We start from the raw sequence: 24,950 nt of genomic DNA, 5'->3' as shown, positions 1-24,950 counted from the left end.
TGTTCTTATAATGGTGAGCCCGAAACGTGCACGGAGCATACACAAGCCTGCGCGTGGGCCAAACTGCTCTGCGTCATAAAAACCAGTGGATATTTACCCGCAAACCTCGGTGCCAGACAGCTCGGGCGAGGCGGTCCGGGGGCTGCACCCTCTGACCGACCGGTCATCCGCCCCGACAGAATTATCGACCATCCGGCATTGGGGTTTGCCCCACTCCCCCGAGGGCCATAGAATGCGCCGATGCGCGATGATCTCTCCCTTTTGCTGAACTCCCTCAACGATGCCCAACGCCAGGCCGTAGCAGCCCCCGTTGGCCGTCAGTTGGTCCTGGCCGGTGCTGGCTCCGGTAAAACCCGAGTGCTGGTGCACCGTATCGCCTGGTTGATCCAGGTCGAAAACGCGTCCCCGCATTCCATCCTGTCGGTGACCTTCACCAACAAGGCCGCTGCCGAGATGCGCCATCGCATCGAGCAGTTGATGGGCATCAGCCCGGCCGGCATGTGGGTGGGCACCTTCCACGGCCTGGCGCACCGCCTGTTGCGGGCGCATTGGCAGGAAGCGGGCCTGGCCCAGACCTTCCAGATTCTCGACAGCGATGACCAGCAACGCCTGGTCAAGCGGGTGATCCGCGAGCTGGGGCTGGACGAACAGCGCTGGCCGGCGCGCCAGGCGCAGTGGTTTATCAACGGCCAGAAAGACGAAGGCCTGCGCCCGCAGCATATCCAGGCCAGCGGCGATCTGTTCCTGGCCACCATGCGCAGCATTTATGAAGCGTACGAAGCGGCCTGCGCACGCGCCGGCGTGATCGACTTCTCCGAGCTGCTGCTGCGCGCCCTCGACCTGTGGCGCGACAACCCCGGCTTGCTGGCCCATTACCAGAAGCGCTTCCGGCACATCTTGGTGGACGAGTTCCAGGACACCAACGCCGTGCAATACGCCTGGTTGCGCCTGCTGGCCAAGGGCGGCGACAGCCTGATGGTGGTGGGCGATGACGACCAGTCGATCTACGGCTGGCGTGGCGCGAAAATCGAGAACATCTACCAGTATTCCGAAGACTTCCCGGACGCGGTCACCATCCGCCTGGAGCAGAACTATCGCTCCACCGCCGGTATCCTCAAGGCCGCCAACGCCTTGATCGCCAACAACACCGGGCGCCTGGGCAAAGAGCTGTGGACCGACGGCGGCGAAGGCGAGGCGATCAACCTGTACGCCGCGTTCAACGAGCACGATGAAGCGCGCTACGTGGTGGAAACCATCGAAAGCGCGCTGAAGACCGGCCTGGCGCGCAGCGATATCGCCATCCTATATCGCTCCAACGCCCAATCGCGGGTGCTGGAAGAAGCCTTGCTGCGCGAACGCATCCCGTACCGCATCTATGGCGGCCAGCGCTTCTTCGAGCGCGCCGAAATCAAGAACGCCATGGCGTACCTGCGTTTGCTGGAAGGTCGCGGCAACGATGCGGCGCTGGAGCGGGTGATCAACATCCCGGCCCGTGGCATCGGCGAAAAAACTGTCGAGGCGATTCGCGATCACGCACGCCATGCCGATGTGTCGATGTGGGAAGCCATGCGCTTGCTCGTCGCCAATAAAGGCCTGACCGGTCGTGCAGCCGGGGCGTTGGGAGTGTTTGTCGAGCTGATCGAGAACCTCGCCGCCAAGTGTGCGGAAATGCCCCTGCATTTAATGACGCAGACGGTGATCGAGCAGTCCGGGTTGATTGCCTACCACGAAGCGGAAAAAGGCGAGAAAGGCCAGGCTCGGGTAGAAAACCTTGAGGAACTGGTCAGCGCCGCCCGCGCGTTCGAAAACACCGAGAACGAAGAGGAGCTGACCCCGCTCGCCGCCTTCCTCGGCCATGCCTCGCTGGAAGCCGGTGATACCCAGGCCGACGAGCATGAAGACAGCATCCAGCTGATGACCTTGCACAGCGCCAAGGGTCTGGAGTTTCCGTATGTGTTCCTGGTGGGCATGGAAGAAGGCCTGTTCCCCCACAAGATGAGCCTGGAAGAACCCGGCCGCCTTGAGGAAGAACGTCGCCTGGCCTACGTGGGCATTACCCGGGCAATGCAGAACCTGGTGATGACCTACGCCGAGACCCGACGCCTGTACGGTAGCGAGACCTACAACAAGGTGTCGCGCTTCGTACGTGAAGTGCCAAAGGGGCTGATCCAGGAAGTGCGCCTGTCCAACAGCGTCAGCCGCCCGTTCGGCGGCGGCCAGCAGCAGAGCGCCAGCAGCCTGTTTGCCGGCTCAGCAATCCCGGAAACCGCGTTCAGCCTCGGCCAGCAGGTCAAGCATGCGATCTTCGGCGAAGGCGTGATCCTCAACTTCGAAGGCGCCGGCGCCCAGGCACGCGTGCAGGTGAACTTCGCCGAAGGCAGCAAGTGGCTGATGATGGGTTACGCGAAGCTCGAAGCCATCTGACCCTGAGCGTTCCCACGCTCTGCGTGGGAACGATCGGTGGAGCTGCTCTTGTTTTTAGCGAGGGCGGGCCAATATCTGTAATTCGTCCTACAGACCATTCAGATTTCGTCTTACGCAAAAGCCCGAAACATTATGTCGCTAGCCACTGTCACGACACCTGTGCAACATGGCGCGCGTGCAATCCACAAATGGGAATTCCCTTTATGAAACGTTTTCTTAGCATCGCCATGGCGTTGTGCATCGGCCTGACGATGAGCCTCGACGCCAACGCCAAGCGCTTCGGTGGCGGCAAAAGTTCGGGCGCAGCACCGACTCACCAAACCAGCCAGATGGCTCCGTCCGCTGGCGGCATGGGCGGTGCAGCCGCTACCGCAGGCGCGGCCGGTGCTGCTGGCGCTGCTGCCAAGGCCGGCGGTGCTTCGCGTTGGTTGGGCCCTCTGGCCGGCATCGCCGCCGGTGGCCTGCTCGCTTCCATGTTCATGGGCGGCGGCTTCGAGGGCATGCAGATCTTCGACATGCTGATCCTCGCGGTCATCGCCTTTGTGATCTTCCGCTTTATCGCCGCCCGTCGCCGCAAGCAGCAAGAGCACATGGCTCCAGCCGGCGCGCCGATGCAGCGTGAAGTGTTCGAGCAGAAGCCTGCCATGGGTTCGATCTTTGGTGGTTCCGCAGCCCCTGCTGCTGCCCGCCCGGTGATCAACGCACCGGCGTGGTTCAACGAAGAGCGTTTCGTCGAAGCGGCCCGCAGCCACTTCCAGTCCCTGCAACAACACTGGGACGCCAACGAAATGGACAAGATCGCCGAGTTCGTGACCCCGCAACTGCTGGAGTTCCTCAAGCGCGAGCGCGCTGAGCTGGGCGACGCATTCCAGTCGACCTACATCGACGACCTGCGCGTACAACTGGAAGGCGTGGATGACCGCGCCGACAAGACCATCGCCACCCTGACCTTCAGCGGCGTGTCGAAAAACTCGCGCTTTGACCAAGGCGAAGTGTTCAGCGAAAGCTGGAACATGGAACGCCCACAAGGCGAAAACCAGCCTTGGCTGGTTGCCGGTATCCGCCAGAACGGCTGATCACCTGGCGCCTTGAGCGCGCAGTAAACGACCCCGGCGGTGTAGTGAAATACACCGCCGGGGTCTTTTTTTGCCTGTCAGAAATGCTTTGTTGTTTTTACTGGATTAATGAGAAACATTCTCACTATACTCGTGCCCTCTCCCGGTTCTGCCCGAGCATAGGAACGTGCCGCCGTGCTGGAAAAACTCTTCAATCAACATGCATCCGCCCTGCATCGTTACCTGTTGCGGAAGAAATGCACCCCCAGCCTGGCCTCGGACCTGGTGCAGGACACGTTCCTGCGCATCGCCCAGCTGGAGAACATGGAACGCATCCTGTGCGCGCCGTCGTACCTGTTTCGCGTCGCGCACAACCTCATGATCGACCACCATCGACGCTACGGTGAAAAGCGCTTCGACAGCGACGCCGCCGCCTACTTCGACACCCTGGTGGACGAAGCCAGCGGCCCGGAAGAGCAAGCGCTCGACGCCCTGGCCCTGGAGCAGTTGGAAAGCCTGCTGGAACGCATGCCAGAGCGCACCCGCGATATTTTCATGCTGTGCCGGGTGGAAGGCATGACGCACAAAGAGACCGCCCGCTATTTACGGATATCCACAAGCTCTGTACAAAAACACATGGCGATGGCGCTGGCCAAGATTGGCAAGGCGCTTGATCCAGACCAAGAGGGCTAAGCCTTGGGTATCTTGAAAAGCAAGAAGGTAAACAGTCAGAACCGTGAATGCTCCCCCACAAACGACCGACCCGTTGGAGCGCAAAGCTGCCGATTGGGTGATGCGTCATCGACAAGGCCAGCTGTCGGCGCGTGAGCTAGAAGCTTTTCAGCGTTGGCAGGAAGCCGACCCCAGACATGCCGCCGCCGCCGGCCGGGCTGACCGTGCCTGGCGCGCCACCGCCTCGCTCAAACGCCACCCCGGCTATGTAAAACCGCAACGCCCGCCGCGCGAGCTCTGGACCCGCAATACCTGCGCCAGCGCCATCGGTGCTGCCGCGCTGGGCTGCTGGATGCTGCTCGCGCCGCCCTTCTGGCTGCAAGCGCTGAACAGCGATTATCACACCGGGTTTGGCGAGGTTCGCCACATTACGCTGGCAGATGGCAGCCAGGTTGAACTGGGCAGCCACAGCATCCTGAACGTCAGCTATGACGAGCAAACCCGCCTCGTCAGCCTGAGCCAGGGCGAAGCGGTGTTCACCCCATCGCCGATCAATGAACAAGAGCGCCGCCCTTTTACCGTGCGCGCGCCCGGCGCAGACATCACTGCACGCGGCACGCGTTATCTGGTCGGTGTCGGCCAGGATCGCGAAGGCTGGGTCGGGGTTTTGCAGCACAAGGTCGAGGTCAACCTGACGCCCGCCCAGCGCGATGATGCGGCCGGCTCCGCCCTGCTGGAGCAAGGCAACAGCCTCCGCTTCAGCCCAAAGGCCGGTTTGCTGCCGCTCACCACGCGCCCGGATGAACTGGCCAGTTGGCAGGAAGGTCGCCTGGTGTTCCAACGCGAACCGCTGGGCGACGCGGTGGCGCGCATCAATCGCTACCGGCCGGGGCTGGTCGTGGTCAAGGGCGATACATTGCGCGCCATGCGCATCAGCGCGGTGATGCGTCTGGACAATCTCGACGACGCCCTCAAACACCTCGCACAGCAAGCCCACGGGCGCATTCTCGACCTGCCTGGACTCACGCTGATCTACTGAAAGGCCCCGCCTGCGGGCCTTTTAACATCATGAATATATAAAACAAGATACATAGATCATAACGATCTATCGCGTTTTTGCTGCTGCTGCGTTTCTACTACATGTGAATAACTCTTATTTGCTTTAGTGAGGCCGGTTTTGCAGATGCAACAGAACAACAAGAAGCGCAAGGCAGCAAATCGCACGCGACTGAGCCTGGGCATCCAGCTCGCCGTGTTCGCGCTGGCCGCCGACGCCGCCGCCATCAACCCGGTGCAAACCCGCCCGGTCAGCAGCGCTGCACAGGTGCAACCCCAAGGTGCTTACCACGACTTCGACGTACCCGCCCTGTCGCTGGACGAAGGCCTGGTACTGCTGGCGCGCCAGGCGGGTGTCGAAGTTTATCTGGGCAGTAATGACCTCACCGGCACCTACGGCAACCCGGTCAAGGGTCGACTGTCCCTGGAAGCTGCGCTGCAACAACTGCTCGCCAACCAGGCGCTGACCTACAGCCTGGGCAGCCAGCCCGAGCGGCCGATCATCCAGGTGCAACCCGCGCCGGGCATGAGCGGCATCCAGCAGGGCGACCTGCACCCGATCTACGTGCATGGACTGGACGGTAAAGAGTCGCGCGACGAAAAGGGCTACAACGACATCTACGATCAGGACGTGTCCTCCGTGTACTCCGGCAAGGAACAGATCGAACGCTACAAAGGCGCCGCCCCCGCCGACATGTTCAAGGGCATGCTTAACGTCTACAGCGGTGACGGCCGCAACAGCGGCGCGCTCGACCCCAACGTGCGCGGCATCCAGGGCCCCGGCCGGGTGCCGCTGACCATCGACGGCACCGAACAGGCGCTGACGGTGTATCGCGGCTACATGGGCGCCAACAACCGTAACTACATCGACCCCAACCTGATCGGCAGCATCAAGGTGCTCAAGGGACCGAACCTGGAGCGCAACGTCTATAGCGGCGTGGGCGGCGCGGTGGTCGCCAACACCTTGAACGTGGATGACATCCTCAAGGAAGGCCAGGAGTTCGGCGGCGAGCTGAAGATGGAAGGCAGCAACAACTCGGTGTCGCCCAAGTTGCCGCACTTGATGACCGGCCAAAGCCCGCCCGCCGACTATCAATACATCCCCATTAATTCCTACTACGACCCGTCGCTGTACAAGCACCCGCGCACCAGCCGCGACAACAGCCTGATCACCGGCGGCGACTCGGCCTACCGCCTGGCACTCGGCACCCGCCAGGAAAAATTCGAACTGCTCGCCGCCTACGCCTACCGCGAGAAGGGCAACCACTACGCGGGCAAGAACAAGAGCGGGTTCTACGCCACCGGCAAACAGGTCAATGGCCAGTTCGACTACATCCCCAACCTGGCCAACATCTATAAGCCGGGGGATGAAGTGCCCAATACCTCTAGCAAGATGGAGTCGTGGCTAGCCAAGGCCAAGCTGAAGATCGACGACGACCAATCCCTGGAGTTCGGCTACCGCGACACGGATTCGCTGTACGGCGAAATCCTGCCGTCACGCATTTCGTTCTTCCGCCCCGGCGACCAGTACGACGCCGCATCCAGCGGCGTACCGCAGTGGCCGCTAAGTCATGTGCAGAGCAAAGCCTACAACCTGGAATACAACCTCAAGCCCGAAGGCAACCCGTGGGTGGATTTCTATTCCAACCTCTGGGCCACCAATACCCAAAGCGACACCTATACCAGTGGCGGTGTGCCCAACTCCACCAGCATGGCCAACCCGGCATTCAGAAATACAGCCGTGGCCAACGCGCAACATGACCGGGCCGGCGTGACCCTCAGCAACAAGTTCAAGATGCTGGATAGCCTGGACCTCACGTTAGGCGCCAGTTACCAGCACGAAAAGTTAAGCTCGAAGGACGACTACTACGACCCCATTATCTTCGACCTCTTGCGCATGAACCCGCGCGCTGGGCGCCGGGACGAAAGGGAGTACAACTTCAACTTCGATTGGCGGCCGGTCAGTTTTGTCAAATTCACGGCCGGCGCGCGCTACTCGTCTTACTGGGCGTTTGATGATTATTTGAAAGAAACCCAAGACGCGTCGGGTGTGACCACCAAAGTGTATGAAACTGGAAAAAGGGTGAATTACACCACGCGCAAAATATTGACCGACAGCGAGGTAGAGGCAGCGATTGCGCAAAAAATTGCTGAACAACAACCCACCTGGGACGCCTGGGGATTTACCGAGGAAGATAAGGCGGTTGTCACAGAAGAGATCAGACGCACAACCACAAGCATTCAGGACACTTACAACACGGCCGACTGGGCAAGCGATGATAAAGGTCGTTTCTCACGCGCCACTGACCCCTGCATCATTGCTGCGAACTCGGGGGAAAATGTAATTGCTTGTACCACCTCGACAAACCAGCCCGTTGTAAAAGACGTCAAAGCCAAGCACCAGAAAGACAGCGGCTGGGCGCCCAGTGCATCGGCCACGTTTTATACCTCGGAAAATGGCCGATTCTATTTGCGCTACAGCGAAGCCATCCGTTATCCAAGCATGTTTGAAAGCACCCTCGGCTTTTCGGCATCCATAAATCCCTGGGGCCTTGAGCCGGAGCATGCCTATAACTATGAAGCTGCCTACATTCACAACCTCGCGGGCTGGGGTGGAAGTGAGCGTGCGGATATCAAGCTGACCTATTACAACAACACCACCAAAAATGTGATTGAACGTGACCCCTCGCTATTCTTCAGCAACCTGGAGAAGCAGACGACCTCCGGTGTGGAACTCCAGGGACGCTACGACAACGGCGGATTCTTCACCGACCTGAGCATTGCCCATGTACTGAAAAACAGAGTCTGTGATGAAAATTCCGCCGTCAGCATCAGCGCCAACGGCAGTACCCCAAACTGTGTGGACGATGGTTTTGTCGGGGGTTACCTAGTGAGCATGTCCCAGCCGGAATGGTCAGCCAATCTGGGCTTGGGCGCGCGATTCTTCAATCGCAAGCTCGAAGTCGGCGGACGCGCCATTTATTACCGCCAACACGAGAGCAAGTTTGAAAGTAACTACGCCGACAGTGCCATGGTCAGTTACTACATCAACACCCCGATGTCGTGGGACAAGATAGTGACCTATGACGCCTACGTGAACTACAAGTTGACCGACGATGCATCTATCGAACTGACCGGCACCAACTTGAGCAACCTTTATTACGTCGACCCACTGACACGTTCGGCGGTGCCGGCTCCGGGTCGAACTTTGAAAGTTGCCTTTACAACCACATTCTGAATACGTTCTAACGTGTGAGGTGTTCCATGGGAGGCTAAAGAAAACTTGGCAGATGCTTGACGTGTTGACTTAATTAAAATCACTCAATGGATGATGAAATGAAAACTTTCAACTACACAGTATTGGCAGTGGCTCTTCTTGGTTTGGCTGGCGTTGCTCAAGCAGATACTTCTTCTGGCCAAAGCTATACCGGCACTATCGTCGTGGAAGGCTCCAGCGGCACGGGTTCTACCAATCACCCGGGCACTGCTGGCCAACCGTCCGTAGGCGTGCTGGCGTTTTACGGCGGTGCAAAAGTCGGCTTCAGCGGCCTCAAAGGCATGGTCGCCACTGACGCCAATGGCGTCACCACCATTACCCCGGCCATGATGCCAGCCTCCCACGCCGCGCTGGGCAACTTTGACTTCAAGCAAGTCGCCAGCCAGCAGGTCTACTACGGCGAGTGGTCGCAGAACGGCACCAACAACGACCCGACTCGCGTTGTGTACTACTCCGGTGACAACACCGGCCGTGTACTGCCAACGACCAGCGTGACCTACGCGGTACAGGGCATCAACAACTACTCCGGGGCTAACGTGCTTTCCGGTGACTTGACCGCCACCTTCGGCACTGCCGCACCAACCTTGACCGGCTCTATTGCCAACAGCACCCTGCGAGTCGGCGTGAACGCCAACATCAGCACCAGCGATGCCAGCTTCGCGGGCAGCGCCACAGCGCGCAATGCCGCAACCAATGCGCTGCTGTCCACCGGTACGACCAATGGCAACTTCTACGGCGCAGGCTCCACTGCGTCGCTGGCCGGTATCACCAAGTTCACCAACCGCGACTACGACACCGCTTTCGGCGGCGTAGCCAAGTAACAGCGGCTTGAACTGACGTAGCACCACCAAGCAAGTGCCTGGCCTCCAGGCACTTGCTTTTGGCGTTTTGAAGCGATCCCGAGAGCCCGGCAATGCCCCAGCCCTACTGCAAGCGATCCCTCACGTTGCATGTTTTGCCCTTTTCCCTGCTGCTGTTCACGGCCCCGACGGTATTCGCCGCCGACCAGGACACCAGCCTGCGTCTGAACCAGAGCATCGAGTACCGCGCCAACAAGCAAGAGCGCGAGTTGCTCAAGGACGAACTGCCCAGTGACGGCGCCGCACCGTCGCTGACCATCGACGGCCAGACCTACACCGTCGGCAACAACCTCGACGAGCTGGGCCGCGCGGTGTACCTGAGTGTCCAGCGCCAGCAATGGCCGAACGCCCGCGACTACCTCAAGCGCTACACCGCCCTGCCCGGCCACGACCCGATGCTCACCGCCTACGCCAAAGGCGGCCTGGCCCGTGCCGATGGCGACCTGGACAGCGCCGAACGTTATTACCAGGACCTGCTGGCCATCCAGCCCGACTTCCTGCCCGGGCGCCTGGAACTGGCGCGGGTGCAGTTCGAGAACCGCAAGGACCGCGACTCCAAGGCCGTGTTCGAAAAAATCAGCAGCAGCCTCAGCCCGTCAGACGCCCAGGCCATGGGCCTGGGCAAGACCGTCGACAGTTTTATCCAGGCCCTCGACCATCGCGAAGACTGGCAAGGCTCGTTCGCCATCGGCCCGACCTGGAGCGACAACCTCAACCAGTCGTCCGAAGGCAGCGTGACTTACCGTTATGTCACCGCTGAAGAAACCTACCTGGTCAAGCAATCCCTGCCCAAGGCTGTGTCGGCCCACGGCCAGGATTACGAGGCCACGCTCAACAAACGCATCGCCATCAGCGGCCATCACGGGCTGTTCGTGCGTTCATTGTTGTACGGCCAAGCGTACGAAAAAGAGAGCAAGTACAACGAAGCCACCGTGATCAACAACGCCGGCTACAGCTACCACGACGCGCGCAACCAGTACGCCTTCGGGCCGTCGTACGAGTTCAACACGATCGGCGACAACGCCATGTACAGCGCCTGGGGCCTGCGCGGCGAGTGGATTCACACGCTGTCGGCCACGCGCATGTTCAAGCTCGAAGGCGAGTACAAGGACATGACGTACAAACACCAGATCAACAGCAACCTCGACGGCGGTATCAGCTCGGTCTACGCCACCCTGTGGCAAGTATTGCCCCAGCAGTGGACGCTGTTCGGCGGCGTCGACATCACCGAACGCAACGCCCGCGACCGCGTCGCCGCGTACCTGCAAAAAGGTGTGCGCCTGGGCGTCGCCAAGGATTTCGACATCGGCGTGAGCGCCGTGCTGTTCGCCTCGTACCGCAAGCGTCAATACGATGCCTACAGCGCAATCGTCGATGGCCGACGCAATGAAGACGAGCAAGGCTACACCTTCATCCTGCGTGCGCCACGGTTGGCGGTGTACGACGTGGTGCCCAGCCTCACGGTCAAATACAACAAGGTACAGAGCAACATCGACTGGATTTATTCCTACGACAAAAACAGCATCAGCCTAAAACTGGAGAAACAGTTCTAGTCCGCCGCTGTCACAGGGATTGTGCTTGCGCTGAGATATCTATTTCACGGTTGCACTTATAGCGAGCTACTGTATAAAACGCCCCTATAAACCGCGCCATCAGCAAGAGGATCCCGGCCGTGGAAGAAATCATCGAACAATTGCGTGAAGCCAACGAACCGGTCCCGGTTCCTCTGGAGCTGCCTGACGAAGACCAACTGGTGGAAATCGAAGAACAACTGTTCATCGACATCCCGTTTGTCTTCCGTGAGTTCCTGCTGACCGTCAGCGACGTGGTCTACGGCAGCCTGGAGCCGGTGACCGTCACCGACCCGCAGTCCCACACCTACCTGCCGGACGTGGCCGCCAACGCCTGGGATGCCGGCGTTGATCGCAGCATGATCCCGATCTGCCAGGACGGCGACGACTACTACTGCGTCGAAGAAGACGGCACCGTGGTGCTGTGGTCCGGCGAAGAAGAGCTGGTCACCGAAGAAACCTGGGAATCGGTGTGGCACTGGGCGCGGGACGTCTGGCTGGAAAGCTGAGTCTTGTGTGCTCTTGTGGCGAGGGAGCTTGCTCCCGCTGGGCTGCGTAGCAGCCCCCCGACATCCGCCACTAGTGCTCCGCCGTATCCTTATGGTTATCCAACGTCTCCAACAAGGCGACCTGCATCCGCGTATGCACGCGGATGAACCAGCGCCAGAGCACGGCCGCCACCGCCGCCGTGACCACGGCAATCAGCACCAGCAACTTGTTGGTCGGCAGAATACTGGCCGACAAGGCTGCCAATAGCAGGAAGATCACCAGCAGCGACAGGATCGGGATCAGCTCCGCGATCACCCGCCTCACACGCTGGGTATGGCGCCCGGCCATTTCCGGTTTCACGCTCATCTCCGCCAGCAACATCGACAGCGCCTTGAGCTTGCGATACGCCGCAATCAAGAACGGTAGCGACAACAGCAACGCCCCGCCCCAGATCAATGCCTTCTGCCAACTTGGATCGCTGATCCAACCTTCCAGGTAGCCGCCGATGCGCTTTGCAAAAAAGCTGCCGGTAAAGAAGATCGCCACCACCAACGCCAGGTTCACCCCCACTTGCAGGATGATCTTGCGGATCATCGACGCCAGCATCGCGCCCTCGCCCTGGGGCTGAATACTGCGCAGCCATTCGCCATACATGCCGAACACCCGGCTCATGCGCTTGGGCATCACCGCCGCGATCTTCAACGACAACGGGTCGGCGCCGCGAATCAGGTAGGGCGTGAGCAACGTGGTAATCGCCGAAACGGCCACTGCCACCGGGTACAGGAAGTCGCTGGTCACCTGCAACGTCATGCCCAACGCCGCGATGATGAAGGAAAACTCACCAATCTGTGACAGGCCCATGCCCACCCGCAGTGAGGTACGGCCGTCATTGCCGGCGATAAACGCCCCAAGGCCGCAGGACAACATCTTGCCCAACACCACCGCCACCGTGATCACCGCAATCGGCCAGGCGTATTGCAGCAGGATCTGCGGGTCGATCATCAAGCCAATCGCGACAAAGAAGATCGCACTGAACATGTCGCGAACGGGTTCGATCAAGCGCTCGATCTTAATCAACTGCTTGGATTCGGCCATGATCGCGCCAATCAGGAACGCGCCCAGCACCATGCTGTATTCCAGCTTGACCACCAGCAGGCAGAAGCCGAAACACAGGCCCAGCACGGTGATCAGCAGCATCTCGTTGCTTTCGAACTTGGCCACGTAGGCCAGCAGACGCGGCACCAGCAAAATGCCAATGACCAGCGCGACAATCATGAACAGTGAGAGCTTGCCGACCGTGGAAAACACCTCGCCGGAGCTGACCGTACCGCTGACGGCGATGCTCGACAGCAAGGCGATAATGCCGATGCCGAGGATGTCTTCGACGATCAGCACGCCGAAAATCAGTTGGGCGAAGCGCTGGTTTTTCATCTTCAGGTCGTTGAGCGCCTTGACGATGATGGTGGTGGAGGAGATCGCCAGAATCGCGCCGAGGAACAGCGAGTCCATGGTGTTCCAGTCGAACCATTGGCCGATCTCGTAGCCGATCCAGATCATCAGGATGATCTCCAGGAACGCCGCGATAAACGCCGTGGCGCCGACCTTGAACAGCTTGCGCAGGCTGAACTCCAGGCCCAGGCAGAACATCAGGAAGATCACCCCCAGCTCGGCGAGGGTCTTGATGGTGTCTTCGTCGTGGATCAGGCCAAAAGGCGGGGTGTGGGGGCCGATGATAAAGCCGGCGACGATATAGCCCAGCACCACCGGCTGCTTGAGGCGGTGAAACAGGATGGTGACCACCCCTGCAACCAGCATGATCACGGCCAGGTCCTGGATAAAGCTGATGGCGTGCATGGCGAGGGGCTCCTTGAAGGTACCGGCGCTTTTCCCACTTCCGTACGCGCCTTTGGAAAGTCGCAAAGAGCGGAAGGAAAAGTCTGCCTAAATCGTAAGAAATGCCCTGAGACGGGCTTTTGCAGGTTAACACCGCGACTTCCGGCAGAAAGCCGGTGCAATATATGGAAACAGATCGGCCCAGGCGTGACGGCAAGCCGCCCACCTGCGTCCCGTTATGGATGGCGCTGCAAAGATTCCAGCACCCGCAGAGGTGCACCCCAACCAATGCCTACAACCGTGAGTGTGCTATGGAACCCGGAAACGCCCAGCTGTCGATGACGGTGCTGATGACCCCTGATATGGCCAACTTCTCTGGCAATGTCCACGGCGGCACCCTGCTCAAGTACCTCGACGAAGTGGCCTACGCCTGTGCGAGCCGTTATGCCGGCCGCTACGTAGTGACCTTGTCCGTAGACCAAGTGATTTTTCGCGAGCCGATCCATGTCGGTGAGCTGGTGACCTTCCTCGCGTCGGTCAACTACACCGGCAACACCTCGATGGAGGTGGGGATCAAGGTGGTCACCGAAAACATCCGCGAACGCTCGGTGCGTCACACCAACAGCTGCTTCTTCACCATGGTGGCCGTGGACGACCAACGCAAGCCGGCCGCCGTACCGCCGTTGCAGCCGCACAACAGCGAAGACAAGCGCCGCTTCGTGCAGGCGCAACAGCGCCGGCAGATTCGCCAGGAGCTGGAAAAGCGGTATCAGGAAATCAAAGGCTGAGACACGGCCAAGCTCGACCTGTAAACCCAATCAAAATGTGGGAGCTGGCTTGCCTGCGATGGCGGCGGGTCAGTACCCAATGTGCAAGCTGACACACCGCTATCGCAGCGATGCGGCGACCCGACAAGCCAGCTCCCACATTGGGTTTTGTGTACTTATAGATCTATAGGCGTGGCTTCAAAACGCACCCGCGGATGCGCAATACGATCCTGAGCCCGCACCAGCTCCAGCTCATAACTCGCACACGCCTGGGTTTCCAGCAGCACCTCATGCACCGCTGCTGCGGTGAACTCGAAGGCCGCCACCAGGCTGTCGCCCAGCAACACCCGCGCCAGGAACAGCCCCGACGTCAGGTCACCCACGCCCACCGGCTGACGCGGAAACGCCAGCAACGGCCGGCGCAGGTGCCAGCTGCCGTCGTTGGTCACCAGCAGCATCTCGAAACCTTCCGGCAACTTGCCCGGATAATCCAAGTGTTTAACCAACACCGCCTTCGGCCCGCGTGCCAACAAGGCCTTGGCCATGGCCAGGCAATCGAACAGCGACTGCGGCTTGCGCCCGGCAAAGCTGTCCAGTTCCAGTTGGTTGGGGCACAGGAAGTCCGCCATGGCCGCCGCTTCGTCCAGCAGGAAATCACTGACTTCCTGGGGCACGATGCAGCCCTTTTCCGGGTGGCCCATGACCGGGTCGCACAGGTACAGGGCCTTGGGGTTGATCGCCTTGATGCGCGCCACCCCGGTCAGGATCGCGCGGCCCTGATCGGCACTGCCCAGGTAGCCGGACAGCACCGCATCGCAGTTGCCCAACTCGCCAATCGCCGCAATGCCTTCCACCAGCGCCGGAATTTGCTGCGGCGCCAACACTTCGCCGGCCCACTGGCCATACTGGGTGTGGTTGGAGAACTGCACCGTGTTCAGCGGCCAGACGTTCACCCCGACGCGCTGCATGGGGAACACGGCGGCGCTGTTTCCGGCGTGGCCAAAGACCACATGAGACTGGATCGCAAGCAGATGAGGTGTGCGTTTCATGCAGGGGATTTCCGTAAAGCCGTTGAAATTCTGGCCGCGCAGTATGCGACTAAACGCAGCCTGTACGACAGACCGGCGACACAGTTAAGCTGCTCTCACTTTGTTGGAGTTTTTCGCATGCTGACCCTGGGAAATATCTTCGTGTTGATGCTGCTGGCGACCGGCGCCGCCTGGGTGTGGCACAACCACGGCCTGCGCGAGCGCGCGCTGGAGCGGGTCAAGCAGCATTGCGCCAAGCTCGACATCGAACTGCTCGACGGCGCCGTAGCGCTCAAGCGCATCGGGTTTGTGAAGGATGCCAAGGGCCGCCGACGCCTGGCACGCATCTACAATTTCGAATTCACCGTGACCGGCGAAAGCCGTCATCCGGGGACCATCACCCAATTCGGCGCCCACAGCGCGCAGATCGAACTGGCGCCCTACCCGTTCGAGATCAAGACGCCGCTGCCCAGCGCCGAGGTGATCGAGCTCAGCCAATGGCGCCAGGACCACGCCAGCAAAAACCGTCACTGACGACAGGCGGCCAGCGCGGCCTGTAGCGCTGCCACGTCCTGTGGCGCGCTGAAAATCAATTCGATACGTGAATCGCGACGCCATTCGCTGGGTTGCCAGGTGAGCGGGCTGTTATCCACCGCGTTGGCGCTGGTCCAGGCTTCGGCGCTGTGGATAACCAGTTTGGCGCGGCGCCATTCAAGGCCTGTGAGCCACTGATGCAGGCGCTCGGCATTGAATATCTGGCTCGGGTGCCAGCGCCAACCGATGCTCCAGCCGCCGTCCTGGGCCTGGCTCATGCAGATTGGCAGCGCAGGGTCGCTCCAGATTGCCGGCATTTGCGCCAACCCTTTGGGCACGTCGAAGTTATCCACAGCCCCGTACCCTTGGGCATTCAAGCCTGGCAACTGTTCGAGAGGCATTTGCGCCTGCCGCGTCCAGTAGAGCGGGCAATCGGGTAACTGCCGTTCGATGGCCTGGCGTTGTGCGGCATCCAGCCCCTCGTCCTTGTTCAACACCAACAACCCGGCACTGGCCAGCGCTTCTTGTTGCGCCTGCGGCAAGGGTTTGCCGGCCGCCAGGGCCTGCGCATCCAATACGAGTACGCACGGCTGCACCGCCAGCACGTCCTGCCACGGCGCCGCCTTGAGTTGCTTGAGCAACTGCGCAGGATGGCCCAGCCCCGACGGTTCGATAAACAACCGATCCGGCTTGGCCTTACGCAGCAAGCGGCCCAGGCCGACCTGGAACGGCGCTCCATTCACACAGCACAAACAGCCGCCGGCTACTTCGCCGAGGGCAATGCCGTCGTCATCCAGGGTCAGCAGCGCTGCGTCCAGGCCAATCTGCCCAAACTCATTGATCAACACGGCCCAACGCTCGTTGGCCGGACGTTGGCCAAGCAGGTGCTTGATCAGGCTGGTCTTGCCGGCGCCCAGGGGGCCGGCAATCACGTGGGTGGGAATGTTCTGCAACATGGAAGGCATCATTCAGGCCGTGTAGAGGGTTTGATCCTACGCGGTTATGCGAGCCAATCCAGCGTCAGGATCAAGCGGCGCTCGTCCGCTTTTAATGCCGGCGAACGGTGGATCAGGCCATGGCCTTCGTTACCGTGCCATTTGGTGCCCTTGAGCAACGCGACTTCGCCGCAGTGGATCTGCTCGATGCGCTCGCTGGGTTCGGCGTCTGCCTGGCTCAACTGGCGGCGGTCCATCACCCCTTCGCGCAACCACTGGCTGCCAATCCCCGCGTAGGTGGTGATCAGCCGCACCGGCACGTGATCGACGTGAAAACGCGGGCACATGGCCTTGTCCAACAGACGCAGGCGCACACCAATGCGCTTGGCGCCCAGCAGGCAGGCAAATGCGCTGACCAGCCACGAGACATCGGCGATAAAGCCCTCGTAGCCTTCAAGATCACGACAACTGGACGCCAAATCCTGCAAATTCGGCGCGGCATCTTCGTTATCCAGTTCGATCACCATGGAATCGGCCAACGGCTCGTTGAGCGATACGAGCAAGGCGCCAAACTCGGCGATGTGCAGGGGCAACTGACGCTGCCACAGCGCCAGGTTCACGCCGTCTTCGAGGATGTCGGACAGGGCCAGCGGTGTCTCGCCGCGGGTCTGGCGAATCACGGGACGCAGGGGGATTACCGGGGCGAGCATCAGGCGGCTGCCTCCTCATACCAAGGGCCAAAAGGATCGGCCAGCAAGCGCCAACCTTCGACGCCCAGGGCCATTTCTTCATCGTTGAGCAGGCAGGCGTCCAGTTCGGCGCGCATGGCGGCGAAGTCGATGTTCTGCCCGATAAACACCAGTTCCTGGCGGCAGTCGCCGGTGCTCAGTTGCCAGTTGCCCATGATCGCCGCGACGTTTTCTTCGTCCTGCGGCCACTGGCTTTTGGGCACGAAGCGCCACCAGCGTCCGGCAAAACCATGGCGCATCAGGCCGCCGGCCTGGGACCAACTGCCAGCGTCCTGGTGCTTGCTGGCCAGCCAGAAAAAGCCCTTGGAGCGCAACAGTTTGCCGTTGACCCAAGGGCGGTCGATAAAATCGAAAAAGCGCTGTGGATGGAACGGCCGGCGCGCGCGGTAAGCGGTGGAGGCGATGCCGTACTCTTCGGTTTCCGGCACATGTTCGCCGCGCAATTCCTGCAACCAGCCCGGGGCCTGGGCGGCGCGTTCGAAGTCGAAGCGCCCGGTGTTGAGGATCTTGTGCAGCGGCACTTCGCCCATGACCATCGGGATGATTTCGGCCTGGGCGTTGAGGCGTTCGAGGATCGCCATCAGCTCCTCGCGTTCGCGGCTGCTGATCAGGTCGATCTTGCTGATCAGGATCACGTCGGCGAATTCGATCTGTTCGATCAGCAGGTCGGTGATCGAACGCTCGTCCTCTTCACCGAGGGTTTCGCCGCGTGAGGCGAGGCTTTCGGCGGCCTGGTAGTCGAGCAGGAAGTTCATGCCATCGACCACGGTGACCATGGTGTCCAGGCGGGCGATGTCGGCCAGGCTTTGCTCGTTTTCATCACGAAAGGTGAAGGTTTCGGCCACCGGTAACGGCTCGGAAATGCCGGTGGATTCGATCAGCAGGTAATCGAAACGACCTTCCTTGGCGAGTTTTCCCACTTCCAGCAGTAAGTCTTCACGCAAGGTGCAGCAGATGCAGCCGTTGCTCATCTCTACCAGTTTTTCTTCGGCGCGGTTGAGGGTGACATCGCGCTGGACTTCGCTGCCGTCGATGTTGATTTCGCTCATGTCGTTGACGATCACCGCCACCCGCAGGTTTTCGCGGTTACGCAGGACGTAGTTGAGCAGCGTGCTTTTACCGGCGCCGAGAAAGCCGGACAACACAGTAACGGGGAGACGATTGGGCATCAGGTGTTCCTCATCAGGTGGCCGGTCAAATCGCCCGTTTATGGCGTTCGCGCAGCTCTTCACGTTCTTTGGCTTCGATACACAGGGTGGCGGTGGGGCGCAGCAGCAGGCGCTTGAGGCCGATGGCTTCGCCGGTTTCACGGCACCAGCCGTATTCGCCACGGGCCAGCAGTTCGAAGGCGTCGTCGATTTTGTCCAGCAGCTTCTTTTCGCGCTCCAGCAGGCGCAGTTGCCATTGGCGCTGTTCTTCGGCGCTGCCGACATCGGCGGGGTCGCTGTTGGGTTCCTGCTCGCGCAGCAACTGGAACTCAGCGTCGATGCGCGCTTGCAGCTCATTGCGCTGGGCCAACAGCAGTTCGCGGAAGAAGCCTTGCTGGGCTTCGTTCATGTAGTCGGCAGGCGGTTGTGCCAGCAGGTCTTGTTCATTCATGGGGAGCGGTTCACGGGTCAGGCTGTGCTTTTATGTTATAGTATAACAATACAAATAAGCCAATCCCCCTTGCTCGCCACGACGAAGGGCGCAATGCTTGAGCACTTTCCAGCCCAGAGAAACCCTATGAAATACCTGGCGTGCGCCCTGTTATTGGCCGTGGCAGGCCCGGCCTGCGCGCAAGTGCCGAGCCTGCTGGCGACATGCACGCGCAGCGCCAACCTGCTGGCCTGCGTGGACCCGCAAGGCAATGCCTACAGCGTGGCCACGGTGGGCAGCACCACGTATTTGCGCGGTTTCGAGGTGGTCGGCAAACGCCGCTGGGCACAGACCAACAGCCGATATGGACAACTGACGTTTTTTACCGGGCTGGCCTCGGACGGTGAGGCGTGGGTGGGCTACACGCGGCGTGTGGGCTGGACCACGATCAACCGGTTTTCCAGCTCCGGTGGCTCCAGCGCCAAGTTCACCTGCAGCCGAATTACCGGTTGTTAGACCTGGCCGCCCTTCTGTTCCTGGACCCAGGCCATGTAGCTGTTCATCGGTGGATTCTTCTGGAAGTACTTTTTCAACCCGTCGAACAGACCATCCGCGACCGCCTGTTGATGACGCGCCGTGACCAGGCGTTCAGCGTCGCGGGTATTGGAGATAAACCCGGTCTCCACCAGGATCGACGGCACATCCGGTGACTTGAGCACCGCGAATCCAGCCTGTTCCACGCGCTTCTGATGCAGGGTGGTGATGCCTTCCAGGCTGCCCAGAATCGAGCTGCCCAATTGCAGGCTGGAGGCGATGGTGGCGTTCATCGACATGTCGAGAATCACCCCCGCCAACATCGGGTCCTTGTCCTTGAGATTGAGCAGCGTGGTGGCGCCCAGCAAATCCGCACCGTTCTCACGCTGCGCCATGAAGCGCGCCGTGGCAGACGTCGCGCCCCCTTCCGACAACGCATACACCGACGCCCCCGAAGCCGTCAGCCGTGGCGCGGCATCCGCGTGCACCGAGATGAACATATCGGCCTTGTGCTGACGGGCGATATCCACGCGTTTGCGCAGTGGCACAAAGAAGTCGTCGTTGCGCACCAGCTTCACGTCAAAGCCCCTCTCGCGCTTCAAACGCTTGGCCAGCAACTGGGCGATGGACAGCACCACGTCTTTTTCGCGCTGGCCTTTGGAGCCGATGGCTCCAGGGTCTTTTCCGCCGTGGCCAGGGTCGACCACCACGATGATGTCGCGCTTGGGGTGCGCCTTGTCCGTGATGGGCGCGGGCTCAGCCGCGATCTGACGGGGCGCGTGGGTGCTGCTGGTCAGGTCCAGCACCAGGCGATGGCCTTGGCCATCCTGCGGTGGCAATAGAAAGCTGTTGAGCTGCATCGGCGCGGCCAGGTCCAGCACGATGCGCGTGTCCGCCTTGCCGAAATGCCCCGAGCGGATCGACGTGATGCCGCTGTTCTTCAAGGCCAACTGCGAAAAATCACCACTGAGCCCGGCACCGCTCAGGTCGATGATCAAGCGTTCCGGCGAGGTCAGGGAAAAGGTCTTGTACTGCACTGGCCCGCTGAGGTCGAACACCAGCCGCAGCTTGTCCGCCGAACGCCACAGGCGCGCATTGCTGATCTGCGTGGCATGGGCGGCAAACGGCAAGGTGAACAGTGGGCTGACCAGGAGCAGGTTGAGGAGCTGACGTCTGTGCATGACAAATACCGCAGATAAAGGAGCGTCCGTACTCGACAGGGCTGAAAAAAGGCTGGAGCAGAATATTCATCGTCGATGTTATTGTTATACTATAACATGTCTAATTATTACCAACGATGGACCTGCTTATGAATGCGCTGACTCTGCCGGATATCGCCGCGCAGGCTTCACGCCAAGCCTTGCCACTCGACTGGGTGGGCATGTGCGGCATCGCCCTGCCGATCCTGATCGACGGCCAACGCCTCAGCGCCCGCGCCGATGCCGGCGTCAGCCTGGACGACGGCGAAGCCCGTGGCATTCATATGTCACGCCTGTACCTGGCGCTGGAGATGCTTGAGCAGCAGCCGCTTACGCCTGCACTTCTGCGTAATGTACTGCAGCGTTTCCTCGACACACATGAAGGTTTATCTAAGAACGCTTACCTGCGCATCCACACCGACTTGCTGCTCAAACGCCCGGCGCTGATCAGCCCTTTGGCTGGCTGGAAAGCCTACCCGGTGAGCCTCGAAGCGCGCCTGGAAAACCAGATGTTCCACGTGGAACTAAAAATTGACGTTACCTACTCGTCAACCTGCCCTTGCTCCGCCGCCCTCGCCAGGCAGTTGATTCAGCAGCAATTTCTCGACGACTTCAGCAACACGTCGCTCAAGCATGAAGACGTACTGAACTGGCTGGGCAGCGCCAGCGGCATCATCGCCACGCCTCATAGCCAGCGCAGCACTGCGCAGTTAAATATCCAATTGCAAGGCTCAGACCTGGCACTGACTGAGTTGATCGACCACGCCGAAGCCGCTCTCGGCACCGCCGTACAAACCGCCGTAAAACGTGCGGACGAACAAGCCTTCGCCCTGGCCAACGGGCAGAACCTGATGTTCTGCGAAGACGCCGCCCGCCGCCTGAACCTCGCCTTGAAACGCTCGGATGCCGTCAAAGCCTTCCACTTGAAAGTGATCCACGCCGAAAGCCTGCACGCGCACGATGCCGTGGCTGAAAGCCGCTGGACGAGACACCCTGCATGATCACCTGCACCGCATTACGCTGGGGCGCGCCAGGCCAACCGCTGACGCCCGCCCTCGATCTCACACTGCAACCCGGCAGCCTCACTGGCATCATCGGCGCCAACGGCACCGGCAAAAGCAGCCTGCTCAAAGTCATCGCCGGCCTGCAAAAACCGTTGGCGGGCAAAGTCAGCGTGGACGTCTCACGCCGTGGTGGCCTGTCGTTCCTGCCCCAGCAACAACACCTCGACCGCCAGTTCCCCATCAGCCTGCAAGAACTGGTCGCCGCTGGCTTCTGGGGTACGAAGCTCTCGCCGCAACAACGCAGCCAACGCCTTGAAGCGGTCCTGGAAGACTGGTGCCTCAACGGCCTGCAACATCGCCCATTGATGGCCTTGTCCGGCGGCGAACTGCAACGCGCCCTGCTCGCCCGCATGAGCCTGGCCGAAGCGCCGGTGCTGCTGCTGGACGAACCCCACGCCGCCCTCGACGAAGACGGCCAGGCGCTGTGCTGGAAACATATCCACGCCTGGCACGACGAAGGCCGCACATTGATCGTGGTCTGTCACGACCTCGCCTCGGTACGCCAGCACACCCAGCAAGTGGTACAGATCAAAAGCACCGGCTGCCTGTTCGGCAACAGCAAAGAGCTGATCCGCCCACAAGCTCAAATGCAGGTGGCCTGATGCACTTCGCCGCCCACTTGTGGATGCCTTTCGTTGATTTTGTCTTCATGCGCCGCGCGCTGATCGGCGGGCTAGTACTGGCATGCAGCACCGCGCCGCTCGGCGTGTTCCTGATCCTGCGCCGCATGAGCCTGATCGGCGACGCCGTAGCCCACGGCATCCTGCCCGGTGCTGCCCTCGGCTTCTGGTTCGCCGGCCTCAGCCTGCCCGCGCTGACAATCGGCGGTCTCGGCGCCGGCTTGGGCATGGCCGGTCTGTCCGCGTGGATCACCCGCCGCACCGGCCTGCGCGAAGACGCCAGCCTCGCCGCCATCTACCCCATCTCCCTCGCTGCTGGCGTGCTGATCCTCGGCCTCGCCGGCAAGCGCCTGGACCTGCTGCACCTGCTGTTCGGCTCCGCCCTGGCGGTGGACGAAACCACCCTCACCGGCATGCTCTGGGTCACCGGGTTCAGCCTGTTCGCCATGGCGCTGATCTACAAACCGCTGCTGCTGGACACCCTCGACCCGCTGTTCCTGCAAACCGTCAGCCGCCTCGGCCCACTCGCCCACGGCTTGTTCCTGACGCTGGTGGTACTGAACCTGGTGATCGGCTTCCAGGCCATCGGCGCGCTGATGGTGGTCGGCTTGATGATGTTGCCGGCCATCGCTTCACGTTTCTGGAGCCGGCGCTTGCCGGTGTTGATCGCGGTATCGGCGGTGCTGGGATGCCTGTCGGTATGGCTGGGCTTGTTGTTGTCGTTCTACTACTCGTTGCCCAGCGGCCCGGCCATCGTGCTGGTGGCGGGCGCCGGGTATCTGCTGTCCGTGGTCTTCGGTCCGGTGCACGGTTTGCTGCGCCGCCCGCCTTTGCTGTCATCCCAATGAGGTGTTTCCCGATGCGCGCTTTACTCGTGCTGTTCAGCCTTCTGCTGCCGCTGTCGATGGCCCAGGCGGCCGGCAAACTCCAGGTGGTCACCAGCTTCAGTATTCTCGATGACATCACCCACCAGATCGGTGGCGATCACATCCAGATCAGCAACATGGTCGGCCCGGACGCCGATGCCCACACCTACGAGCCCACCCCGGACGACGCCAAGGCCCTGCTCAAGGCCCGCGTCATCATCAAGAATGGCCTGGGCTTCGAGCCGTGGCTGGATCGCCTGGTGACCAGCACCGAAACCAAAGCCACGGTAGTCACCGCCAGCAAAGGCGTGATTTCCCACACCATGGACGAGGACGGCGAAACCATCCCCGACCCGCACGCCTGGCACAACCTGGCCAACGCTGAAATCTATGTGAACAACATCACCAAGGCCCTGATCGCCGCCGACCCGGCCAACAAGGCCGACTACCAGCGCAACAGCCAAGCCTACCTGAAAGAGATCTACCGCCTGTTGGCCGAAGCCAAGGCCAAGTTCGGCGCCCTGCCGCCGGGCAACCGCCGCATCGTCACCTCCCATGACGCCTTTGGTTACCTGGGCCAGGCTTACGGGATCGAGTTCCTCGCGCCTCAGGGTTTGTCCACCGAACGTGAACCGTCTGCCGCCGAAGTCGCCGCGCTGATCACCCAGATCCGTAAAGACAAGGTCAAGGCCGTGTTCATGGAAAACATCAAGGATTCGCGCCTGCTCAAGCAGATCGCTGACGAAAGCGGCGCGCAGATCGGCGGCACGCTGTACTCCGACGCCCTCGCTGCCGAAGGCCCGGCCAGCACCTTTACCGGGCTGTTCGAATACAACCTCAACACCCTGTGCGCGGCCCTGGCCAAGCCATGACCCTGAGCATGCTCGACCTGGAAGGGGCTGCCTTGGGCAGCCGCTTCCCCCTCGAAGCCGTGCTCGATGCCCTGCCGTGGAACAGCGACGGCCTGATCGCCGCCATCGCCCAACAGCACGGCAGCGGCGAGGTGTTGATGCTGGCCTGGATGAACCGCCAGGCCCTCACCGAAACCCTCGCCAGCGGCCACGTCTGCTACTGGTCGCGCTCGCGCCAGCGGCTGTGGCGCAAGGGCGAAAGCTCCGGCCACTGGCAGCAACTGGTGGAAGCGCGCCTGGATTGCGACGGCGACGCCGTGCTGCTGATCGTCGATCAGCAAGGCCCCGCCTGCCACACCGGTCGGCCCACCTGCTTCTACAACGCCATCGATGGCGACCACGTCCACATCATTACGGAAGCCTCAGCATGATCCGCAAGAACCCGTCCGGCGATCTGCCCGTGATTGCCGAATCGGCCTACGTCGATAAAACCGCAATCATCTGCGGCAAGGTGATCATCGGCGAGAACGTCTTCGTCGGCCCCTACGCCGTGATCCGCGCCGACGAAGTCGACGCCAGCGGCGCCATGGATCCGATCACCATCGGCGCCAACTCCAATATCCAGGACGGCGTGGTCATTCACTCCAAATCCGGCGCCGCCGTAACCATCGGCGAGTTCACCTCCATCGCCCACCGCTCTATCGTCCACGGCCCCTGCACCGTCGGCGACCGCGTGTTTATCGGCTTCAACAGTGTGCTGTTCAACTGCGCCGTGGGTGACGGCTGCGTGGTGCGCCACAACTCGGTGGTGGACGGCCGTGACTTGCCGGATGCGTTCTACGTGCCCTCTACCACCCGCATCGGGCCCAACACCGACCTGTCGCAATTCCCACCGGTAAGTGTCAGCGCCTCGGAGTTTTCCGAAGACGTGGCACGCACCAATGTCGATCTGGTGCGCGGCTACAAAGCCCTGCAAAACGAGTTCTGA

At 61.1% G+C, this 24,950-nt stretch carries 24 protein-coding genes; 17 read left to right on the top strand and 7 right to left on the bottom strand.

What is annotated here, in order from left to right; translation table 11 throughout:
- The first annotated feature begins 240 nt into the window (after positions 1–240).
- The 8 genes from uvrD to J1G37_RS03990 all read left to right on the top strand — a co-directional run bounded on the left by uvrD (position 241) and on the right by J1G37_RS03990 (position 11,424).
- Positions 241–2,424: a DNA helicase II gene (gene uvrD / locus J1G37_RS04025; RefSeq protein ID WP_207040285.1), complete on the top strand. Its 2,184-nt coding sequence runs from the start codon at positions 241–243 to the stop codon at positions 2,422–2,424.
- Positions 2,425–2,627: 203 nt separating this feature from the next.
- Positions 2,628–3,500 carry a Tim44 domain-containing protein gene (locus tag J1G37_RS04020; protein WP_207040284.1) on the top strand — a complete coding sequence of 291 codons (873 nt, stop codon included), beginning with the start codon at positions 2,628–2,630 and terminating at the stop codon, positions 3,498–3,500.
- 174 nt (positions 3,501–3,674) lie between these two features.
- Positions 3,675–4,172, top strand: coding sequence for an RNA polymerase sigma factor (locus J1G37_RS04015; protein ID WP_124526981.1), 498 nt, complete (start codon positions 3,675–3,677; stop codon positions 4,170–4,172).
- A 43-nt stretch (positions 4,173–4,215) separates the two neighbouring features.
- A complete protein-coding gene (locus tag J1G37_RS04010) occupies positions 4,216–5,190 on the top strand; it encodes a FecR domain-containing protein (protein ID WP_347402333.1) in 975 nt (324 codons plus the stop codon).
- A gap of 144 nt (positions 5,191–5,334) precedes the next feature.
- Positions 5,335–8,445 carry a TonB-dependent receptor gene (locus J1G37_RS04005; protein WP_207040282.1) on the top strand — a complete coding sequence of 1,037 codons (3,111 nt, stop codon included), beginning with the start codon at positions 5,335–5,337 and terminating at the stop codon, positions 8,443–8,445.
- Between the two features lie 98 nt (positions 8,446–8,543).
- Complete coding sequence (locus J1G37_RS04000; RefSeq protein ID WP_207040281.1) at positions 8,544–9,305, top strand: Slam-dependent surface lipoprotein; 762 nt, start codon at positions 8,544–8,546, stop codon at positions 9,303–9,305.
- A gap of 134 nt (positions 9,306–9,439) precedes the next feature.
- Positions 9,440–10,897, top strand: coding sequence for a porin family protein (locus J1G37_RS03995; RefSeq protein ID WP_242551420.1), 1,458 nt, complete (start codon positions 9,440–9,442; stop codon positions 10,895–10,897).
- Positions 10,898–11,016: 119 nt separating this feature from the next.
- A complete protein-coding gene (locus J1G37_RS03990) occupies positions 11,017–11,424 on the top strand; it encodes an SMI1/KNR4 family protein (protein ID WP_017739032.1) in 408 nt (135 codons plus the stop codon).
- 70 nt (positions 11,425–11,494) lie between these two features.
- Here the strand turns inward: J1G37_RS03990 and J1G37_RS03985 are convergent, their stop codons facing one another.
- Complete coding sequence (locus J1G37_RS03985) at positions 11,495–13,258, bottom strand: cation:proton antiporter (RefSeq protein ID WP_017739033.1); 1,764 nt, start codon at positions 13,256–13,258, stop codon at positions 11,495–11,497.
- 290 nt (positions 13,259–13,548) lie between these two features.
- On the opposite strand from J1G37_RS03985, the gene J1G37_RS03980 reads away from it, so the two are divergent.
- A complete protein-coding gene (locus J1G37_RS03980) occupies positions 13,549–14,025 on the top strand; it encodes an acyl-CoA thioesterase (protein WP_017739034.1) in 477 nt (158 codons plus the stop codon).
- A 155-nt stretch (positions 14,026–14,180) separates the two neighbouring features.
- Here J1G37_RS03980 and pdxY read toward each other — a convergent pair whose 3' ends face one another.
- Positions 14,181–15,053: a pyridoxal kinase PdxY gene (gene pdxY / locus J1G37_RS03975; protein WP_207040279.1), complete on the bottom strand. Its 873-nt coding sequence runs from the start codon at positions 15,051–15,053 to the stop codon at positions 14,181–14,183.
- A 117-nt stretch (positions 15,054–15,170) separates the two neighbouring features.
- Between pdxY and J1G37_RS03970 the strand changes: the two genes are divergently transcribed.
- Positions 15,171–15,566, top strand: a complete 396-nt coding sequence (locus J1G37_RS03970) for a DUF3301 domain-containing protein (RefSeq protein ID WP_207040278.1) — start codon at positions 15,171–15,173, stop codon at positions 15,564–15,566.
- On the opposite strand, the gene J1G37_RS03965 is transcribed toward J1G37_RS03970, so the two are convergent.
- The 4 genes from J1G37_RS03965 to dksA are packed head-to-tail and all read right to left on the bottom strand — an operon-like array spanning position 15,560 to position 18,849.
- Positions 15,560–16,522: a CobW-like GTP-binding protein gene (locus J1G37_RS03965; RefSeq protein WP_207040277.1), complete on the bottom strand. Its 963-nt coding sequence runs from the start codon at positions 16,520–16,522 to the stop codon at positions 15,560–15,562. The genes J1G37_RS03970 and J1G37_RS03965 overlap by 7 nt on opposite strands.
- A gap of 44 nt (positions 16,523–16,566) precedes the next feature.
- Positions 16,567–17,211 carry a DUF1826 domain-containing protein gene (locus J1G37_RS03960; RefSeq protein ID WP_207040276.1) on the bottom strand — a complete coding sequence of 215 codons (645 nt, stop codon included), beginning with the start codon at positions 17,209–17,211 and terminating at the stop codon, positions 16,567–16,569.
- Positions 17,211–18,419 (bottom strand): zinc metallochaperone GTPase ZigA, encoded by a 1,209-nt coding sequence (zigA, locus tag J1G37_RS03955; RefSeq protein WP_026136887.1) that lies wholly within the window; start codon positions 18,417–18,419, stop codon positions 17,211–17,213. The genes J1G37_RS03960 and zigA overlap by 1 nt, the downstream gene beginning before the upstream one ends.
- Positions 18,420–18,444: 25 nt before the next feature.
- Positions 18,445–18,849: an RNA polymerase-binding protein DksA gene (gene dksA / locus J1G37_RS03950; RefSeq protein ID WP_207040275.1), complete on the bottom strand. Its 405-nt coding sequence runs from the start codon at positions 18,847–18,849 to the stop codon at positions 18,445–18,447.
- 126 nt (positions 18,850–18,975) lie between these two features.
- Here dksA and J1G37_RS03945 point away from each other — a divergent pair, with 126 nt between their 5' ends.
- A complete protein-coding gene (locus J1G37_RS03945; protein WP_124526991.1) occupies positions 18,976–19,344 on the top strand; it encodes a glutamine synthetase in 369 nt (122 codons plus the stop codon).
- Here the strand turns inward: J1G37_RS03945 and J1G37_RS03940 are convergent.
- Positions 19,341–20,543 (bottom strand): N-acetylmuramoyl-L-alanine amidase, encoded by a 1,203-nt coding sequence (locus J1G37_RS03940; protein ID WP_207040274.1) that lies wholly within the window; start codon positions 20,541–20,543, stop codon positions 19,341–19,343. The genes J1G37_RS03945 and J1G37_RS03940 overlap by 4 nt on opposite strands.
- 128 nt (positions 20,544–20,671) lie before the next feature.
- Between J1G37_RS03940 and folE2 the strand changes: the two genes are divergently transcribed.
- Genes folE2 through J1G37_RS03910 form a run of 6 tightly spaced genes read left to right on the top strand, consistent with a single transcriptional unit; the run spans position 20,672 to position 24,950 of the window.
- Complete coding sequence (gene folE2 / locus J1G37_RS03935) at positions 20,672–21,562, top strand: GTP cyclohydrolase FolE2 (RefSeq protein WP_207040273.1); 891 nt, start codon at positions 20,672–20,674, stop codon at positions 21,560–21,562.
- The gene (locus J1G37_RS03930; protein WP_207040272.1) at positions 21,559–22,227 is read left to right on the top strand and encodes an ATP-binding cassette domain-containing protein; all 669 of its coding nucleotides are present in this window, start codon (positions 21,559–21,561) and stop codon (positions 22,225–22,227) included. The genes folE2 and J1G37_RS03930 overlap by 4 nt, the downstream gene beginning before the upstream one ends.
- On the top strand, positions 22,227–23,093 hold the full coding sequence (locus J1G37_RS03925; protein ID WP_207040271.1) for a metal ABC transporter permease: 867 nt from the start codon (positions 22,227–22,229) through the stop codon (positions 23,091–23,093). The genes J1G37_RS03930 and J1G37_RS03925 overlap by 1 nt, the downstream gene beginning before the upstream one ends.
- An 11-nt stretch (positions 23,094–23,104) precedes the next feature.
- Positions 23,105–23,983, top strand: coding sequence for a metal ABC transporter substrate-binding protein (locus J1G37_RS03920; protein WP_207040270.1), 879 nt, complete (start codon positions 23,105–23,107; stop codon positions 23,981–23,983).
- Positions 23,980–24,393 carry a phosphoribosyl-AMP cyclohydrolase gene (gene hisI, locus J1G37_RS03915; protein WP_207040269.1) on the top strand — a complete coding sequence of 138 codons (414 nt, stop codon included), beginning with the start codon at positions 23,980–23,982 and terminating at the stop codon, positions 24,391–24,393. The genes J1G37_RS03920 and hisI overlap by 4 nt, the downstream gene beginning before the upstream one ends.
- A complete protein-coding gene (locus tag J1G37_RS03910) occupies positions 24,390–24,950 on the top strand; it encodes a DapH/DapD/GlmU-related protein (RefSeq protein WP_017737597.1) in 561 nt (186 codons plus the stop codon). Before hisI ends, J1G37_RS03910 begins: the two co-directional genes overlap by 4 nt.

This window comes from Pseudomonas sp. Marseille-Q1929, from assembly GCF_017316265.1.
Lineage (GTDB): Bacteria > Pseudomonadota > Gammaproteobacteria > Pseudomonadales > Pseudomonadaceae > Aquipseudomonas.
The sequence above is the reverse complement of the archived record's forward strand: the minus strand, read 5'-3'. Positions and strand labels throughout refer to the sequence as shown.

Excerpts from the sequence above, each read along its gene's own strand:
- uvrD (WP_207040285.1), top strand. The coding sequence starts at position 241 with ATGCGCGATGATCTCTCCCTTTTGCTGAACTCCCTCAACGATGCCCAA.
- J1G37_RS04020 (WP_207040284.1), top strand. The coding sequence starts at position 2,628 with ATGAAACGTTTTCTTAGCATCGCCATGGCGTTGTGCATCGGCCTGACG.
- J1G37_RS04005 (WP_207040282.1), top strand. The coding sequence starts at position 5,335 with ATGCAACAGAACAACAAGAAGCGCAAGGCAGCAAATCGCACGCGACTG.
- J1G37_RS04000 (WP_207040281.1), top strand. The coding sequence starts at position 8,544 with ATGAAAACTTTCAACTACACAGTATTGGCAGTGGCTCTTCTTGGTTTG.
- J1G37_RS03985 (WP_017739033.1), bottom strand. The coding sequence starts at position 13,258 with ATGCACGCCATCAGCTTTATCCAGGACCTGGCCGTGATCATGCTGGTT.
- J1G37_RS03980 (WP_017739034.1), top strand. The coding sequence starts at position 13,549 with ATGGAACCCGGAAACGCCCAGCTGTCGATGACGGTGCTGATGACCCCT.
- pdxY (WP_207040279.1), bottom strand. The coding sequence starts at position 15,053 with ATGAAACGCACACCTCATCTGCTTGCGATCCAGTCTCATGTGGTCTTT.
- J1G37_RS03970 (WP_207040278.1), top strand. The coding sequence starts at position 15,171 with ATGCTGACCCTGGGAAATATCTTCGTGTTGATGCTGCTGGCGACCGGC.
- J1G37_RS03965 (WP_207040277.1), bottom strand. The coding sequence starts at position 16,522 with ATGTTGCAGAACATTCCCACCCACGTGATTGCCGGCCCCCTGGGCGCC.
- J1G37_RS03960 (WP_207040276.1), bottom strand. The coding sequence starts at position 17,211 with ATGCTCGCCCCGGTAATCCCCCTGCGTCCCGTGATTCGCCAGACCCGC.
- zigA (WP_026136887.1), bottom strand. The coding sequence starts at position 18,419 with ATGCCCAATCGTCTCCCCGTTACTGTGTTGTCCGGCTTTCTCGGCGCC.
- dksA (WP_207040275.1), bottom strand. The coding sequence starts at position 18,849 with ATGAATGAACAAGACCTGCTGGCACAACCGCCTGCCGACTACATGAAC.
- J1G37_RS03945 (WP_124526991.1), top strand. The coding sequence starts at position 18,976 with ATGAAATACCTGGCGTGCGCCCTGTTATTGGCCGTGGCAGGCCCGGCC.
- J1G37_RS03940 (WP_207040274.1), bottom strand. The coding sequence starts at position 20,543 with ATGCACAGACGTCAGCTCCTCAACCTGCTCCTGGTCAGCCCACTGTTC.
- folE2 (WP_207040273.1), top strand. The coding sequence starts at position 20,672 with ATGAATGCGCTGACTCTGCCGGATATCGCCGCGCAGGCTTCACGCCAA.
- J1G37_RS03930 (WP_207040272.1), top strand. The coding sequence starts at position 21,559 with ATGATCACCTGCACCGCATTACGCTGGGGCGCGCCAGGCCAACCGCTG.
- J1G37_RS03925 (WP_207040271.1), top strand. The coding sequence starts at position 22,227 with ATGCACTTCGCCGCCCACTTGTGGATGCCTTTCGTTGATTTTGTCTTC.
- J1G37_RS03920 (WP_207040270.1), top strand. The coding sequence starts at position 23,105 with ATGCGCGCTTTACTCGTGCTGTTCAGCCTTCTGCTGCCGCTGTCGATG.
- hisI (WP_207040269.1), top strand. The coding sequence starts at position 23,980 with ATGACCCTGAGCATGCTCGACCTGGAAGGGGCTGCCTTGGGCAGCCGC.
- J1G37_RS03910 (WP_017737597.1), top strand. The coding sequence starts at position 24,390 with ATGATCCGCAAGAACCCGTCCGGCGATCTGCCCGTGATTGCCGAATCG.